The sequence below is a fragment of the Microbacterium sp. MMO-113 genome (assembly GCF_037148555.1).
GTDB lineage: Bacteria > Actinomycetota > Actinomycetes > Actinomycetales > Microbacteriaceae > Microbacterium.
In genome coordinates, this window is the sequence record NZ_JBBCTD010000001.1 from 756,950 (window position 1) to 772,613 (window position 15,664).

The 15,664-nt window shown below is 69.8% G+C and carries 17 protein-coding genes; 11 read left to right on the top strand and 6 right to left on the bottom strand.

What is annotated here, in order from left to right; genetic code table 11:
• Nucleotides 1-14: 14 nt before the first annotated feature.
• Both WFJ36_RS03565 and ffh read left to right on the top strand, forming a co-directional pair.
• The gene (locus tag WFJ36_RS03565; RefSeq protein ID WP_071328752.1) at nt 15-602 is read left to right on the top strand and encodes a TetR/AcrR family transcriptional regulator; all 588 of its coding nucleotides are present in this window, start codon (nt 15-17) and stop codon (nt 600-602) included.
• A gap of 148 nt (nt 603-750) precedes the next feature.
• Nucleotides 751-2,313 (top strand): signal recognition particle protein, encoded by a 1,563-nt coding sequence (gene ffh, locus WFJ36_RS03570; protein ID WP_292789477.1) that lies wholly within the window; start codon nt 751-753, stop codon nt 2,311-2,313.
• 12 nt (nt 2,314-2,325) lie between these two features.
• On the opposite strand, the gene WFJ36_RS03575 is transcribed toward ffh, so the two are convergent.
• Nucleotides 2,326-3,234, bottom strand: a complete 909-nt coding sequence (locus tag WFJ36_RS03575; RefSeq protein WP_292789479.1) for an EamA family transporter — start codon at nt 3,232-3,234, stop codon at nt 2,326-2,328.
• Between the two features lie 78 nt (nt 3,235-3,312).
• On the opposite strand from WFJ36_RS03575, the gene WFJ36_RS03580 reads away from it, so the two are divergent.
• Nucleotides 3,313-4,188, top strand: a complete 876-nt coding sequence (locus tag WFJ36_RS03580) for a LysR family transcriptional regulator (protein ID WP_292789481.1) — start codon at nt 3,313-3,315, stop codon at nt 4,186-4,188.
• A 161-nt stretch (nt 4,189-4,349) separates the two neighbouring features.
• On the opposite strand, the gene glpK is transcribed toward WFJ36_RS03580, so the two are convergent.
• The 3 genes from glpK to WFJ36_RS03595 form a co-directional block, all read right to left on the bottom strand.
• Entirely contained in the window at nt 4,350-5,864 is a 1,515-nt protein-coding gene (gene glpK / locus WFJ36_RS03585) for a glycerol kinase GlpK (RefSeq protein ID WP_292789483.1), read from the bottom strand.
• A 36-nt stretch (nt 5,865-5,900) separates the two neighbouring features.
• Nucleotides 5,901-6,656, bottom strand: a complete 756-nt coding sequence (locus tag WFJ36_RS03590; RefSeq protein ID WP_071328522.1) for an MIP/aquaporin family protein — start codon at nt 6,654-6,656, stop codon at nt 5,901-5,903.
• A gap of 92 nt (nt 6,657-6,748) precedes the next feature.
• The gene (locus WFJ36_RS03595; protein ID WP_071328523.1) at nt 6,749-8,458 is read right to left on the bottom strand and encodes a glycerol-3-phosphate dehydrogenase/oxidase; all 1,710 of its coding nucleotides are present in this window, start codon (nt 8,456-8,458) and stop codon (nt 6,749-6,751) included.
• 102 nt (nt 8,459-8,560) lie between these two features.
• Between WFJ36_RS03595 and WFJ36_RS03600 the strand changes: the two genes are divergently transcribed.
• Nucleotides 8,561-9,532: a sugar-binding transcriptional regulator gene (locus WFJ36_RS03600; RefSeq protein WP_071328524.1), complete on the top strand. Its 972-nt coding sequence runs from the start codon at nt 8,561-8,563 to the stop codon at nt 9,530-9,532.
• Between the two features lie 12 nt (nt 9,533-9,544).
• Here WFJ36_RS03600 and WFJ36_RS03605 read toward each other — a convergent pair whose 3' ends face one another.
• On the bottom strand, nt 9,545-10,696 hold the full coding sequence (locus WFJ36_RS03605) for a glutamate--cysteine ligase (protein ID WP_292789487.1): 1,152 nt from the start codon (nt 10,694-10,696) through the stop codon (nt 9,545-9,547).
• A gap of 208 nt (nt 10,697-10,904) precedes the next feature.
• On the opposite strand from WFJ36_RS03605, the gene rpsP reads away from it, so the two are divergent.
• The 6 genes from rpsP to WFJ36_RS03635 are packed head-to-tail and all read left to right on the top strand — an operon-like array spanning nt 10,905 to nt 14,164.
• A complete protein-coding gene (gene rpsP / locus WFJ36_RS03610; RefSeq protein ID WP_071328526.1) occupies nt 10,905-11,342 on the top strand; it encodes a 30S ribosomal protein S16 in 438 nt (145 codons plus the stop codon).
• Nucleotides 11,343-11,348: 6 nt separating this feature from the next.
• Nucleotides 11,349-11,579 (top strand): RNA-binding protein, encoded by a 231-nt coding sequence (locus tag WFJ36_RS03615; protein ID WP_025103341.1) that lies wholly within the window; start codon nt 11,349-11,351, stop codon nt 11,577-11,579.
• Nucleotides 11,563-12,180: a ribosome maturation factor RimM gene (gene rimM, locus WFJ36_RS03620; protein WP_071328527.1), complete on the top strand. Its 618-nt coding sequence runs from the start codon at nt 11,563-11,565 to the stop codon at nt 12,178-12,180. Before WFJ36_RS03615 ends, rimM begins: the two co-directional genes overlap by 17 nt.
• A 19-nt stretch (nt 12,181-12,199) precedes the next feature.
• Nucleotides 12,200-12,904: a tRNA (guanosine(37)-N1)-methyltransferase TrmD gene (gene trmD, locus WFJ36_RS03625; protein ID WP_292789490.1), complete on the top strand. Its 705-nt coding sequence runs from the start codon at nt 12,200-12,202 to the stop codon at nt 12,902-12,904.
• 46 nt (nt 12,905-12,950) lie between these two features.
• The gene (locus tag WFJ36_RS03630; RefSeq protein WP_071328529.1) at nt 12,951-13,685 is read left to right on the top strand and encodes a class I SAM-dependent methyltransferase; all 735 of its coding nucleotides are present in this window, start codon (nt 12,951-12,953) and stop codon (nt 13,683-13,685) included.
• On the top strand, nt 13,682-14,164 hold the full coding sequence (locus tag WFJ36_RS03635) for a pyrimidine dimer DNA glycosylase/endonuclease V (protein WP_336642660.1): 483 nt from the start codon (nt 13,682-13,684) through the stop codon (nt 14,162-14,164). The genes WFJ36_RS03630 and WFJ36_RS03635 overlap by 4 nt, the downstream gene beginning before the upstream one ends.
• Here WFJ36_RS03635 and map read toward each other — a convergent pair.
• The gene (gene map / locus WFJ36_RS03640; RefSeq protein WP_071328753.1) at nt 14,127-14,909 is read right to left on the bottom strand and encodes a type I methionyl aminopeptidase; all 783 of its coding nucleotides are present in this window, start codon (nt 14,907-14,909) and stop codon (nt 14,127-14,129) included. The genes WFJ36_RS03635 and map overlap by 38 nt on opposite strands.
• A gap of 109 nt (nt 14,910-15,018) precedes the next feature.
• Here map and WFJ36_RS03645 point away from each other — a divergent pair, with 109 nt between their 5' ends.
• On the top strand, nt 15,019-15,507 hold the full coding sequence (locus WFJ36_RS03645; RefSeq protein WP_336642661.1) for an MFS transporter permease: 489 nt from the start codon (nt 15,019-15,021) through the stop codon (nt 15,505-15,507).
• Nucleotides 15,508-15,664: the final 157 nt, after the last annotated feature.

The following is a 15,664-nucleotide window of genomic DNA, read 5'->3' on the forward strand; positions in this document are numbered from 1 at the left end:
GGTACCGTGAAGTCATGAACCGGACTGGTCGCGCCGGCCGCCCGAAGGCCTCCTCGCGCGAGACCCTCGCCGAGGCCGCCTGCGAGCTCTTCCTGGAGCGCGGGTACGAGGCCACCTCCATCGCCGACATCACGCAGCGGGCGGGGGTCAGCCGTTCCAGCTTCTTCAACTACTTCACGTCCAAGAGCGATGTGCTGTGGTCCGGGATCGACGAGCGCATCGGCGTCGCGATCGCGGCGCTCGGCGATCTCGGCCGGGATGCCACAGGGGAGCGGGTGCGGCTGATCCTTCACGGCATCGTCCAGGACTTCGCGCCGGATCCCCTGGCTCTGGCCCTGCGGAATGCGGCGGCCATGGCGCTCGAGGATGAGCTGGTGCGCGAGACGGGGTTGCGGCTCGCCCGCCTGTCCGCCGCCGTCTCGCGCGCCGCCTGCGCCGCGGGGATCGACGTCATGCGCGCCGACGTGCTCGGGGCCGCGCAGGCCGCCGCTGTCATGTCGGCGCTCCGGGTGTGGGCGGAGGAGGGCGCGGGCCGCGGCACTCCGGACTCCGTGCTGCACGAGGCGCTCGCCCGTGTCCACGATCTCCCCTGGGGGGACTGACCGGCCTCGCGAGACCCCGGTTTCGCGCCGAGGCCCCGGTGTGCAGGCGCGCGCCGGGCGGGGTCTCGACAGCGAGGCGGGGTTTCGGCGAGTCGCCTTCGTGCCGCGCTGAGCGTGGAGGCTCCGCTCGCGTAGAATCGTACGCACCATGGCTACCTTTGGCACGCTCTCCGATCGGCTCACCGACACCTTCCGCAACCTGCGCACGAAGGGAAAGCTCACCCCCGCCGACGTCGACGGCACGGTGCGCGAGATCCGTCGTGCGCTGCTCGACGCCGACGTCGCGCTCGCGGTCGTCAAGGACTTCACCGCCAAGGTGCGCGAGCGCGCGCTCGGCGACGAGGTCAACAAGGCACTGAACCCCGCGCAGCAGGTGGTGCAGATCGTCAACGAGGAACTCGTCCAGATCCTCGGCGGTGAGCAGCGGCGCCTGCAGTTCGCCAAGACGGCGCCGACCGTGATCATGCTCGCCGGCCTCCAGGGTTCGGGGAAGACGACGTTCGCCGGAAAGCTCGCCAAGCAGCTCGAGAGCGAGGGCCACACGCCGCTCCTCGTGGCCGCCGACCTCCAGCGCCCGAACGCGGTGAACCAGCTCCAGGTCGTCGCCGAGCAGGCCGGTGCCACGGTGTACGCGCCCGAGCCCGGCAACGGCGTCGGCGATCCGGTCAGGGTCTCGCGCGACGGCGTCGAGCACGCCCGCCGGCAGCAGCACGACGTGGTCATCATCGACACCGCCGGCCGCCTCGGCGTCGACGCCGAGCTCATGAAGCAGGCCGCCGACATCCGCAAGGCGGTCAACCCGGACGAGGTGCTCTTCGTCATCGATGCGATGATCGGTCAGGACGCCGTCAACACCGCCAAGGCCTTCCAAGAGGGCGTGGACTTCACCGGCGTCGTGCTCTCCAAGCTCGACGGTGACGCGCGAGGCGGAGCAGCTCTGTCGGTCGCCTCGGTCACCGGTCGTCCGATCATCTTCGCCTCGACGGGCGAGCGGCTGGAAGACCTCGAGCCGTTCCACCCCGACCGGATGGCGAGCCGCATCCTCGACCTCGGCGACATCCTGACCCTCATCGAGCAGGCCCAGCAGGCCTTCGACGAGGAGGAGGCACGCAAGGTCGCGGAGAAGCTCGCGAACGAGGCCTTCACCCTGGAGGACTTCCTCGAGCAGCTCCAGCAGATGAAGAAGATGGGCTCGATGAAGAAGATGCTCGGGATGCTCCCGGGCATGGGTCAGATGAAGCAGCAGCTCGAGGACTTCGACGAGCGCGAGATCGACCGCACCGAAGCCATCATCCGGTCCATGACGCCGGTAGAGCGTCGCAACCCCAAGATCCTCAACGGCTCGCGCCGTCTGCGCATCGCGCGCGGCTCCGGCATGACTGTCACGGACGTGAACCAGCTCGTTCAGCGCTTCGAGCAGGCCGCGAAGATGATGAAGACGGTCGCCCGTGGCGGCACGCCGAACATCCCCGGCATGGGTCCGGTGCCCGGCATGGGCAAGCCCGGCGCCTCGTCGAAGCGCGGCAAGAAGGGCAAGGGCGGCGGCGGCAACCGCTCCCGCTCCGGCAACCCGGCGAAGCGCGCGGCCGAGAACGCCGGCCTCGCGGCTTCCACGGCACCCACCGGCTCGGGCTTCGGCCTCGGCGGGGGAAGCGCAGCGCCCTCGGAGGCAGACCTCGCCGAGATCCAGAAGCTGTTTGGCAAGGGCTGAGCGGCCGGGAACTCAGCGCACGGCCACCGGCGCGGCGGAAGGATCGACCGTGGCCGCCGGCGTGCCTCGCGGTCGTGCCGCGAACTGCCCGCCGACGAGGGCGGCGAGCGTGATCACGATGCCCAGAAGCTGAACGAGGGTGAAGCTCTCGCCGGCGATGAGCACTCCGAGCACCGTCGCGACGATCGGCGAGAGCAGTGCGAGCAGGCCGGGCACGATCACGGGCAGCCGCTGGATACCGCGGAACCAGAGCGTGTAGGCGATGATCCCTCCCGCTGTCGCGAGCCAGAGGTAACCGAGGAGCGCCCCCGCGTCGAGGGCAGGAGGCGGGCCCTCGACCGTGAAGGTGAGGGGGAGGAGCAGCAGTCCGCCCGCACTCAGCTGCCAGCCCGCGTAGGCCACGGGGCCGACGCCGGCGGGGCGTCCCCAGCGCTTGGTGAGGATCATCCCGAGACCGGTGGCGGTCACGCCGCCCAGAGCCGCGATGAGGCCCCACAGGTCCAGCGCGGCGGCAGGGCCGAGGACGACGAGGGCGACGCCCCCTGCCCCGAGCACGGCGGCGGCGCCGGACACCGGGCGGATACGCTCCCCGAGCACGAGCGCTCCGATTCCCAGGACGATGAGCGGCTGCGCTCCGGCGACGGCCGCGGCGACCCCGCCGGGGAGGCGTTCGGCCGCGAGGAACAGTAGCGGGAAGAAGGCGCCGATGTTGAGGGCGCCGAGCACGAGGACCTTTCCCCACCAGGCGCCGTGCGGCAGGCGCCGGGCCAGCAGCACCGCGAGGAGACCCGCAGGAAGCGAGCGGAGGAGGCCGGCGAGGAGCGGATGCCCGGCGGGGAGCAGCTCCGTCGTGACCAGGTAGGTCGTACCCCACGCCGCGGGGGCGAGCGCCGTGACGAGGGTGAGGGTGAAGCGGTTCATGCTCCCAGCCTGCGCGCGACATCGCGATGAGTCCAACGCATTGTTGTCACACCATCCATGAAGGGCGATCATGGATACATGGAACTCCAGCACCTGCGATATGTCGTCGCCGTGGCGGATACCGGGTCCTTCACCCGCGCGGCGGACCGCTGTCACGTGACGCAGTCGGCGCTCAGTCATCAGGTCGCGTCACTCGAACGCGAGCTGGGGGTGCGGCTGTTCGCGCGCACCAGTCGCAGCGTCCGTGCGACCGAGTCCGGAGAGGCGTTCCTCCGCTCCGCGCGTCTCGCGGTGCGCGCCGCGGATCAGGCGCGGGAGGATGCCGCGGCCGCTGCGGGCGAAGTCGTCGGAACGCTCCGGCTCGGGATCATCCCCACGGTGACCGCCGTCGACGTCCCCGCGCTCCTCGTGGCCTATCGCACCGCGCATCCGGCCGCCCGCGTGGAACTCCGCGAGGGGAACAGTGACGGCCTCATGGCCGCGATCCGTCAGGGCGACCTCGACGTCTCCTTCCTCGGGCTTCGGGAGGGAGCGGAACCAGGAGGGGTGGCCTCCCGCCCGTTGTCCCACGAGCCGCTGGTAGCGGTACTGCCTCGCGGGCACCACCTCGCCGCGAAGCGGAGGGTACGGCTGAGCGATCTCGCGGACTCCGCGTTCGCCGACTTCCCCGCCGGAACATCGGGGCGCGCGCAGAGTGATGCGGCGTTCCTGGCCGCGCGGGTCGGGCGGGACGTGGCCTTCGAATCCGACACGGCCGCGGGGCTGATCGGCCTGGTCGCTGCGGGCCTCGCCGTCACGCTGCTCGCGCCCGGGGTGGTGCGAGGGTATCGGGACGTCGTCGACACGGTCGAGGTCCAGGACGGGCCGGTCCGTGTCGAGCACCTGGCCTGGGACGCCGCGGCACCGCGCAGCGCCGCGCGCGCCTTCCTCGACATCGTCGCGGCAGCCTCCTGAGACCCTGCTCCGGCTGCACGACCCGGGAGCAGATGCACGACGGAATCCTCGGAACGGGCGGGCCACCGTATCCGGATCGTGCAGGCGACTCCGCAGAAGCTCGAGCTGGAGACGACGAAGCGGGCCCGGGAAGAACCCGGACCCGCCTCGTCGTGTGGCGATCAGCGCACGTCGTCGTCGACCCAGTCCATCGACTTCGTGACGGCCTTGCGCCACAGGCGCAGCTGGCGGTCGCGCTCGGCCTCGTCGAGCGAGGGCTCCCAGCGGCGGTCCTCCTGCCAGTTCGCGGACAGGTCGTCGAGGCCGCTCCAGAAGCCGACCGCGAGGCCCGCGGCGTAGGCCGCACCGAGCGCGGTGGTCTCCGCCACGACCGGCCGCACGACCGGGACGCCGAGGATGTCGGCCTGGAACTGCATGAGCGCGTCGTTGGCGACCATGCCGCCGTCGACCTTGAGCTCGCTGAGGTCCACTCCGGCGTCCGCGTTGACCGCGTCGAGCACGTCGCGGGTCTGGAAGGCCACGGCCTCCAGCGCAGCGCGCGCGATGTGGTTCTTGTTCGCGTAGCGGGTGAGGCCGACGATCGCGCCACGGGCGTCCGGACGCCAGTAGGGGGCGAAGAGACCCGAGAACGCGGGGACGATGTACACGCCGCCGTTGTCCTCGACCTTCTCGGCCAGCTCCTCGACCTCGGGAGCGGAGGAGATGATGCCGAGCTGGTCGCGCAGCCACTGGATGAGCGATCCGGTGACGGCGATCGACCCCTCCAGCGCGTAGTGCGTGGGCTGGTCGCCGAGCTTGTAGCCGACGGTGGTGAGCAGCCCGTTCTTCGAGCGGACGATCTCCTCGCCCGTGTTGAAGATGAGGAAGCATCCCGTGCCGTAGGTGTTCTTGCTCTCGCCCTTCTGGAACGCGGCCTGTCCGAACGTCGCCGCCTGCTGGTCGCCGAGGATGCCGGCGATCGGCGTCTCGCGGAGCAGCGACGAGCTCTCGGCCGCGCCGTAGACCTCGGAGGAGGAGCGGATCTCCGGCATCATCGAGCGCGGCACGCCGAACGCCTCGAGGATGTCGTCGCGCCACTCCAGCGTCTCGAGGTCCATGAACATCGTGCGCGAGGCGTTGGTGACGTCTGTCGCGTGCACGCCGCCGTCGACGCCGCCAGTGAGGTTCCACAGGACCCAGGAGTCGGTCGTGCCGAAGAGCAGGTCTCCGGCCTCGGCCTTCTCGCGGGCACCTTCGACGTTCTCCAGGATCCAGGTGATCTTGGTGCCGGAGAAGTAGGTCGCCAGCGGGAGGCCGACGATCGACTTGAACCGGTCGACGCCTTCGTCGCCCGCGAGGCGGTTGACGATCTCCTGCGTACGGGTGTCCTGCCAGACGATGGCGTTGTAGACCGGCTTGCCCGTGGTCTTGTCCCACACGACGGCGGTCTCGCGCTGGTTCGTGATGCCCACGGCGGCGATGTCGTGGCGGGTGAGATCGGCGCGCCCCAGGGCCAGACCGATCACCTCCTGGACGTTGCGCCAGATCTCGGCGGCGTCGTGCTCCACCCAGCCGGCCTTGGGAAGGATCTGCTCGTGCTCCTTCTGACCGGTGGCGACGATGCTGCCCTTCTTGTCGAAGATGATCGCGCGGCTCGACGTCGTTCCCTGGTCGATCGCGATGATGTAGTCAGCCATGTGTTCTCCTTTGAATTCCCGAGGGGTTGAGGGGGATCAGCCGGCGAGGCTGAGCAGGCCGGGGGCGGCGAGGGCGGCGATGACACCACCGATGAGCGGACCGACGACGGGCACCCACGAGTAGGACCAGTCGCTGGAACCCTTGCCCTGGATGGGGAGGATCGCGTGGGCGATGCGCGGACCGAGGTCACGAGCCGGGTTGATCGCGTAGCCGGTGGGGCCACCGAGCGACGCACCGATCGCGACCACCAGGAGGGCCACCGGAAGGGCGGTGAGCGGGCCGAGGCCACCGGGCGTGCCGACCTCGATGTCGCCGTAGTCCGCGAACGCGAAGATGACGAACACGAGGACGAACGTGCCGATGATCTCGGTGACGAGGTTCCAGCCGTACGAGCGGATGGCGGGGCCGGTGGAGAAGACGCCGAGCTTGTTGGCGGCCTCCGGCTCCTGGTCGAAGTGCTGCTTGTAGGCGAGCCAGACCACGATCGCACCGATGATCGCGCCGAGGAGCTCCGCGGCGGTCGCAGTGAGGAACATCGCGAAGGTGATCTTGCCGGCGACCAGTAGGCCGATGCCCACGGCCGGGTTCAGGATGGCACCGGAGTACGCCGAGACGAGCACACCCGCGAACACCGCGAGACCCCATCCCCAGTTGACCATCAGGAAGCCGCCGCCGAAGCCCTTGTTCTTCGCCAGGGCGACGTTCGCGACCACACCACAACCGAGCAGGACCAGCATGGCGGTGCCGACGAGCTCGGAGAGGAAGTAGAGACCGAGATTGACGTCAGTCATGTCTTCGTTGACCTTTCTTGCGGGTCGGGGCCCCTCTGCCCCGACCCCTTATGGGGTAGCACCGCGAGGAGGGCGCGGTGGTCGGCGCCCCGTCAGCCGCGGGCGCGGGACGGGATGTGGAGTCCGTGTCGCTCGTTGAGCAGCACCCGCGTCTGCTCCACCTCGGCGTCGTGACGCTCGCGGTCCCAGCCGAGGAGCGGAGCCAGGGCGTCGGCGATCTCGTCGAGCACCTCCGCTCGGGCGCCGCCGGTGAAGGCGATGCTCGTGCGGCGGAGGATGACGTCCTCGAGACGGGTGACCATCTCCTCGTTCACCATCCACTCCAGCTCGCGGGTCGAGAGGTCGCCGCCGGCGAGGGGCGCGTCGTCCCCCTGCTCGACGAAGGCCCACACGGCCGCTGCCCGGGTGCCGTAGCGCGCGAGGAGCTGGTCGGCGCGAGTGCCGGCGCCGGGGAGGTTCTCCTGGATCCAGATCCGCTTCGCCTTCTCGGTACGCGGGAACTCACGTCCGCCGCCGATCGCACGCCCCGCCGTGGACACGGTGCGCGTGCGGCCGAGGAGGCCGAGGACGGTGTCGGAGAGGGATTCGCCGAGCGCGCGGAACGTGGTCCACTTGCCGCCCACGAGGCTCACCAGCGGAACGGCGCCCTGGCGGTCGACCTCGACGCGGTAGTCGCGGGAGACGAAGCCGGGAGCGGTGTCCTCGTGGCGGGGGAGCGGACGGATGCCGGAGAAGTTGTAGACGATCTGCTCACGGGTCACCGAGATCGACGGGAACACGTGGTGGATGAGGTCGAAGAAGTAGTCGATCTCCTCCTCCGTGCACACCGGCACCTCGCGCGGGTCGGCGTCGATGTCCGTCGTGCCTACGAGGACGCGCCCCTTGAGCGGGTAGATCAGCACGATGCGACCGTCGGAGTGCTCGAAGAAGATCTCGCGTCCCCGCGTGGCCTCCAGCAGCTCGGGGTGGTCGAGCACGATATGCGAGCCCTTGGTGCCGCCCATGAAGCGGGTATCGGTGCCGAGGGCGTCGTTCGTGAGGTCGGTCCACGGGCCGGAGGCGTTCACGACGACATCCGCGGTCACGGTGAACTCGGTGCCGCTCTCCCGGTCGCGGAGGGTGATCTGCTCGCCGTCGCGGCCGATCGCCTCGACGTAGTTCAGAGCCACTGCGCCGGGGTGGCTCGCGCGGCCGTCCTGCAGCACATCGAGCGCGAGGCGCTCGGGGTCGTGCATCGACGCGTCGTAGTACGTCGCGGTGTACTTGATCTTCGGGTCCATCGACGGCAGCTCGGCCAGCGACTTCTTGCGGCCGAGGAAGCGGTGCCGGGGCACGGTGCCGCCGTCGCGCGAGAACGTGTCGTAGATGGTGAGGCCGACCTTGATGAGGAAGGCGCCGCGCTCCTTCGGCTTCCCGCTCTTGTGCGTGAGGAAGCGCAGGGGAGCGGAGAGGATGCCCGAGAACGTGGAGTAGATCGGGATCGTGGTCTGCAGCGGCTTGACGTAGTGCGGAGCGATCTTGAGCAGCCCGTTGCGCTCCTCCACCGACTCCCGGACGAGACGGAACTCGCCGTTCTCCAGGTAGCGGATGCCGCCGTGGATCATGTGGCTCGACGCCGCGGAGGCACCGGAGGCGAAGTCGCCGCGCTCGACGAGGACGACGTCGACGCCCTGCAGGGCCAGGTCGCGGAACGTGGAGATGCCATTGATGCCGCCGCCGATGACGAGGACACTGGTGCGCCCGGATTCGCGGAGCGCGCGGACCGCGTCCCGCTCCGGGGACGTGTGGGTGGAATCGATCATCGTCGACCCTCTCTTCCTTGCTTGCCACCAGCATCGACCTCAGTGACGCCGCGCGCAAGCTGGCTGCACATATGTGCAAGGATCGAGGGAGAGGAGGTCATCATGGCGGAATCCGGAGCGCCTTCGCGCGACGGGAAGCTGATCGCCGCGCTCACGGCTGCGCAGCTCTACTACATGCAGGACAAGACCATGGAGGTCATCGCGCAGGAGCTCGGAACCTCGCGATCGTCCGTGTCGCGGCTGCTCAGCTTCGCGCGCGAGAGTGGCCTCGTCGACATCCGGATCAACTCGCCGCTGGAACGCCTCGGGATGCTCGAGCAGCGCATCAGGGATCGCCACCGCGTCGTTGCGCACGTGGTTCCGATGGCCGAGATCGTGAGTGAGGTCGAGCGCCTGGAGCGGGTGGCGCTGACCGCCGGGCGACTGCTGTCCCAGTTCGTGGACTCGAACATGATCGTCGGCGTCGCCTGGGGGTCGACGATCAGCGCGGTCAGCCGCGGGCTCACCCAGAAGGAGACGCACAACACGACATTCGTGCAGCTCAACGGCGCCGGGAACACCCAGACCAGCGGTGTGGAGTACTCCAGTGACATCCTGCAGCGCTTCGGCAGTGCGTTCGGGGCGCAGGTGCAGCAGTTCCCGGTCCCGGCGTTCTTCGACGACCCCGCCACCCGCGAGGCGATGTGGCGCGAGCGCAGCACCCGGCGCGTCCTGGACCTGCAGGCGAAGATGGACATCGCCGTGTTCAGTCTCGGCTCTCCGGCGGCAGAGGTGCCCAGCCGGGTCTACGTCGGCGGCTATCTCGGTCGGGAGGACTACCGCAGTCTGCGGGAGGACCACGCGATCGGCGACGTGGCGACGGTCTTCTTCCGCGCCGACGGCTCCTGGCGCGACATCCGGCTCAATGCACGGGCGACCGGCCCTGGACTCGACCGGCTGCGCCGCGTTCCCCGACGCGTGTGCGTCGTCTCCGGCGTGCCGAAGCTCGCGAGCCTGCGTGCGGCGATCGCCGCCGAGCTCATCACCGACGTCGTGCTGGACGAGGGACTCGCACGCCGCCTCGTCGAGGACTGAGCGGCGCGGGGATCACTCGCCTTCGATGGACGACTGCGGCCCCGTCCGGAACTCGCGGATGAGGTGCTGGACGACAGCGCGGAGATCGCCGTCCGTGGCGTCGGCGACCGCGAGCTGACGGGCGTAGCTCGCGCCGCCGTCGAGGATCGTCCCGATGCTGCCGAACTCACGGACGCATCCGAGCTCGACCGCGACCGGGGTGAGTTCCTCGATCTTCTCGGCGAGATGCTCGCGCACGGGGCGCTGCGTGCCGATCGTGTCGACGATGACCCGGGCGTCCAGGCCGTATCGGGCCGCGCGCCACTTGTTCTCGCGGTGGAACCACGCGGGGAGGTCGGGGAGGGCGGCCCCTTCGTCCAGGAGCCGGGAGAAGTGCTCGACGAGGACCTGCACGAGCGCGGCCACCGCGGCCATCTCGGAGAGGGTGGACAGGCCGTCGCACGCCCGGACCTCGATCGTGCCCCAGCGCGGAGCGGGACGGATGTCCCACCGCACCTCCGTGGCGTCGGCCATGACTCCGGTACGGACCATGTCGTCCAGGTAGCGCTCGAACTCCGACCAGTCGCGCAGCGGCCAGGGAAGGCCGGCCGTGGGCAGCTGCTGGAAGACGAGAGCGCGGTTGGAGGCGTACCCCGTGCGTTCCCCGGCCCAGAACGGGCTGGACGCCGACAGCGCCTGCAGGTGGGGGAGATAGGCCGACAGTGCGTTGATGATGGGGAAGACCTTGCGCTGCTCGTCGACGCCCACGTGCACGTGGATGCCCCAGATCATCATGTTGCGCCCCCACCACTGGGTGCGCTCGATCAGGCTGTGGTACCGCGTCTTGTCGGTCACCGACTGGTCGTACCACTGGGCGAACGGGTGGCTTCCGGCGGAGAGCAGCTCGATCCCTGCCGGGTCGGTGGCCGACCGCACCGCCGCGATCGCGTTCGCGATGTCGTCGACGGCGTGGGCCACGGAGTCGCCGATCCCGCTGGTCACCTCGATGGTGTTGGTGAGGAGCTCGCCGGTGACGGTGTGGCGTTCGTCTTCGCTCTCCGCCTCCAGCGCGGCGAGGAGCTCCGGCGCGCGACCGACGAGATCACCGGTCTCGGGATCGGCGAGCATGATCTCCCACTCGAGACCGACGGTGGAGCGGGCCGAAGCGGCGAAGTCGAGCTGCACGGGGACAGTCTGACACGGGGCCGGGCCTGCTCCGCAACGCCGTGTCGCCGGGTTTCGCACCCGGCGCACGCATCTGGCAGAATAGAGGGTCGGACGACGTGCTCGACCCTCTATCCAGCGCTCGTCCTCCTCATTTGAGCTTCCGCCGGGTGTGCACCCCACGCTCCAGGCGACCGGTTCGTTTCCTTCCACACCATTCAGGAGAATCGTGGCTGTCAAGATTCGTCTCAAGCGCATGGGCAAGATCCGCGCGCCGTACTACCGCATCGTCGTCGCCGACTCGCGCACCAAGCGCGACGGTCGTGTGATCGAGGAGATCGGCAAGTACCACCCCACCGAGGAGCCCTCGTTCATCGAGGTCGACTCCGAGCGTGCGCAGTACTGGCTCTCTGTCGGCGCGCAGCCGACCGAGCAGGTCACCGCGATCCTCAAGATCACGGGCGACTGGGGCACCTTCAAGGGCGACAAGGACGCCAAGTCCACCCTCAAGGTCGCCGGCGAGAAGGTCGCATTCGAGGCCGACGCCTCGAAGAAGTCGGTCATCAAGCCCAAGGCGGAGAAGAAGGAGGAGGCCCCCGCTGCGGAGGCCCCCGCCGCCGACGCCGACGCGGAGGCCTCCGAGGCTTCCGCCGCCGACGCCGAGTAATCCATCGTGCTCGCCGCCGCGCTCGAACACATCGTCAAGGGGATCGTCGATCACCCCGAAGACGTGCGCATCCACGAATCGTCGTCGCCGCGAGGCGACCTGCTCGAGGTGCGTGTGCACCCGGACGACCGTGGTCGCGTGATCGGGCGCGGCGGCCGCACGGCCAAGGCCCTCCGTACCCTCGTCAGCGCTCTCGCCGACGGGCGTCGTGTCCGCGTCGATGTCGCGGACGACTGACGTGGTGTCGCAGGACCGCACCCAGGGCCGTAATCAGCTGCGCGTCGGGCGCCTGGTCAAGGCCCACGGGCTCAAGGGCGCCCTGAAGCTCGAGCTCTACACCGACAACCCGGAGCGGCGCTTCGTCCCCGGGGCCGCGTTCACGTTGCAGGTGCCCGAGGCATCTCCGTGGCACGGCAAGGAGATCGTCGTCCGCGAGTACCGCGTGATGAACGGGAACCCCGTCGTCTTCTTCGAGGACGTGGACGACCGGAATGCCGCCGAGAGCCTCGTCCGCGCCATCCTCTGGATGGATCAGGACGAGGACGAGACCGAGGACAACGCCTGGTTCGACCACCAGCTCGTCGGTCTCGACGTCGTCCGCGACGAGGTGGTCATCGGCCGCGTGGTCCGGGTCGAGCACCTGCCCGCGCAGGACCTCCTGATCGTCAAGCCCACGTCGACCGGCAGCACGGACGAGGTGATGGTCCCGTTCGTCGAGGCCATCGTCCCCGCCGTCGAGGTCGCCGCCGGGCGCATCATCGTCACCCCGCCGGCCGGGCTCTTCGAGGAGCTTCCCGAGTCGGAGGATGAGACCACTCCCTCCGACACCGCCGAGTGACCGCTGATACGGTTCCCCCGTGCGCATCGACGTCGTCTCCATCTTCCCGTCGTACTTCGACGGACTGACGCTCTCCCTGCTCGGCAAGGCCCGGGGCTCGGGCCTGCTCGACCTCCGGGTGCACGATCTCCGCGACTGGACCCACGACCGGCATCGCACCGTCGACGACACCCCCTACGGCGGGGGAGCGGGCATGGTCATGAAGCCGGAGCCGTGGGGTCTCGCGCTCGATGAGCTCACGGCGGATGCCACCCCCGCGCCGACCATCATCTTCCCGTCGCCGGCCGGGGAGGTCTTCACCCAGGCGACCGCGCGCGAGCTCGCGGGGCGCGACCATCTCGTGTTTGGCTGCGGCCGCTACGAGGGCATCGACGAGCGCGTCTTCGAGTACGCCGCCGAGCGTGGCGAGGTGCGGCTGCTGAGCCTCGGCGACTACGTCCTCAACGGCGGCGAGGTGGCGACGATGGCGATGATCGAGGCCATCGGCCGTCTGATCCCGGGTGTCGTCGGCAATCCGGAGAGCTTGGTCGAGGAGTCGCACGAGGACGGCCTCCTCGAGTACCCGTCGTACACGAAGCCGTCGGTGTGGCGGGAGCGCGCGGTCCCCGATGTCCTCCTCAGCGGCAACCACGGTGCGATCGCGGCATGGCGTCGCGAGCAGCAGTTCGTCCGCACCCGCCTGCGACGGCCTGACCTGCTTCCGGACGCGCCGACCGACGACTGACCCGGCCGCACCCATCCGCCGCGACGACTGCTGTTAGCGTCGAGGCATGGTGGATGTGACACGCGCGCGATCGTTCGAGGGCATCGGTGAGGAGTATGACCGCTACCGACCGGGGTTCCCGGAGCGTGCGGCCGACATCATCGTTCCGGACCGGGTGGCCACGGCGCTTGACCTCGGTGCCGGCACCGGGAAGTTCACGGGCTTGCTCGTCGCGCGCGCGGCGCGGGTGATCGCGGTCGAGCCCTCCGCGCCGATGCTCGCCGTGCTCGCGCGGACGTTGCCGACGGTCGATGCGCGGCCGGGGACCGCGGAGAGCATCCCCGTGCCGGACGGCTCCGTCGATGCCGTCAGCGTCGCGCAGGCGTTCCACTGGTTCGATCGGGACGCGGCGGCGGCCGAGATCGCCCGCACGCTCGTCCCTCACGGCACGCTCGGGCTGCTGTGGAATCGTGCCGACCCCGCCTGTGCCTGGGATCTCGCGTGTCACCGGGTGGCCCATCCTGCGGTCGGCGCAGACGACGACACCTCCGCGTCGGCCGCGGATCTCCCCGGTTTCGTCCTGGATGTCCACGAGGAGGTGCGCTGGACGGAGCGGATCTCCCGCGAGGACTACCTCCGACGGTGGGGCACGGTGAGCAGCTTCCTCGTGGCGGACGATGCGGAGCGTGCGGCGATGGTGGCAGACCTGGAGGCGGTGCTGGACGGCGCGGACGAGACGCGGGGAGAGGCGGAGTTCGATCTGCCCCACCTCACCGACGTGTTCCGCTACCGCCGGGCATGAGGATCTGGTCGCTGCATCCGGAGTACCTCGACCGTCAGGGGCTCGTCGCCTGTTGGCGGGAGACCCTCCTCGCCCAGGCGGTGCTCGCCGACGCCACGAAGGGGTATCAGCGGCATCCGCAGCTCGAGCGCTTCCGGGCGACGGCCGATCCCGTGGCCGCGGTGGGCGCGTACCTGGCAGGTGTCGCTGACGAGGCGGACGAGCGCGGCTACCGTTTCGACCGCACGCGGATCCGGCGCGCGGAGTCGGCGGTGCCGTCGATCCCGGTCACCACGGGTCAGCTGGCACGCGAGTGGGAGCATCTGCGGGCGAAGCTCGCCGAGCGCAGCCCGGACGTGCTCAGCCGACACGGGTCTGTGGAGCTCCCGGAGGCGCACCCGCTGTTCGTCGTCGTGCCCGGGCCGGTCGCGTCCTGGGAGCGCGCCGACCCCGCGACCGGAGTCAGTCGACGCCGAGGAACGAGCGATCCGTCAGGATGATCGGACCGTCCTCGGTGATGGCGATGGTGTGCTCGGAGTGCGCGCCGCGGGAGCCGTCCGCGCTGCGCAGCGTCCACCCGTCGGGGTCGGTGATCAGCTCGTCCGTCGTCGCGAGGAACCACGGCTCCAGGGCGAGCACGAGGCCGGCTCGGAGCGGGAAACCGCGTCCTGCGCGGCCGTCGTTCGCCACATGAGGGTCGCCGTGCATCGTGCGGCCCACGCCGTGCCCGCCGAAGTCGGTGTTGATGGAGTACCCCTCGCCGTGGGCGACGTCCGCGATCGCGGCGGAGATGTCGCCGATGCGGTTGCCGACCACCGAGGTCTCGATCGCGGCGGCCAGCGCGCGCTCCGTGGTGTCGATGAGGCGCAGGTCCTCCTCCTTCGGCGTGCCGACCACGAAGGAGACGGCGGAGTCCGCGACCCAGCCATCGACCGAGACGGCGAAGTCGAGGGTGACGAGGTCGCCGTCCCGGAGCGTGTAGTCGTGCGGGAGGCCGTGCAGCACGGCGTCGTTCACCGAGGTGCAGATGACCTTGCCGAAGGGGCTCGCCCCGAAGGAGGGGTGGTAGTCGATGTAGCAGGACTCGGCGCCGGCCTTGCGGATCATGTCGTGGGCCCGGCGGTCGATCGCCAGGAGGTTGGTGCCGACCTTCGTCTCGTCGCGCAGGGTCGCCAGCGTCTCGGCGACGAACCGGCCTGCCGCGCGCATCTCATCGATCTCGGCAGGGGTGCGCAGTTCGATCATCAGTGTCCTCTCGTCGTCCTCCATTCTCCCTGATCGCACAGGTGCCAGGCGCCTGCCGCTCTCAGCGAACACCCGTGACGCGCCGCCGCGGTCGCCGTAGCATCGGAGCATGTGGATCCGACAGGCCTTCTTCCGCTGGCTGCTGCCGTCGGCGTTCCTCCTGCCGCTGTGGCTTCTCATCGGCTGGGCCGTCTTCCAGGGCGGCTGGTCGATCCTCTGGGTACTGCTCATCGCGATGCCCTCGGTGTTCGTAGGACAGCTCCTGCTCACGCTGCTGACGCGCTCCCGCCCGTCCGTCCGCGCCGAGCGCGCCGTGTCGTGGTGGGACGTCGCCGGGTTCGGGCTCTGGCACGCGCTCACGATCGCGGTCGGCTTCTTCATCGACGGGGCTTTCGGCTGGCTGCTCGCGGCCGCCATCGTCGTGGGCATCGCTCTGGTCTGGCTGCAGCTGTGGCTGCTCTGGAACGAGGTGCGGGGGAGCGGGTCGCGGATCCGCGAGACCATCTCCTGGTCGACGATGACGCCGCCGCGCGCCGAGAGCCCGCAGACGAGCGTGCATGAGGTCATCGTGGTGCGGGAGACCGACGATCGGCTCTGACCTGACGTTTTGGCTGGGCCTGCCATCCGTGGCAGAATGGTTGTTTGTGCCGTGACCGGCTCTGCCCCAGGGGAGCCCGCGGACGCGTCAGCGCCGTTCGGCACACTCCCATTCTTGTTCCTTCCTAATCCGTGCATCCGACCTGAGGCGAGTGCAG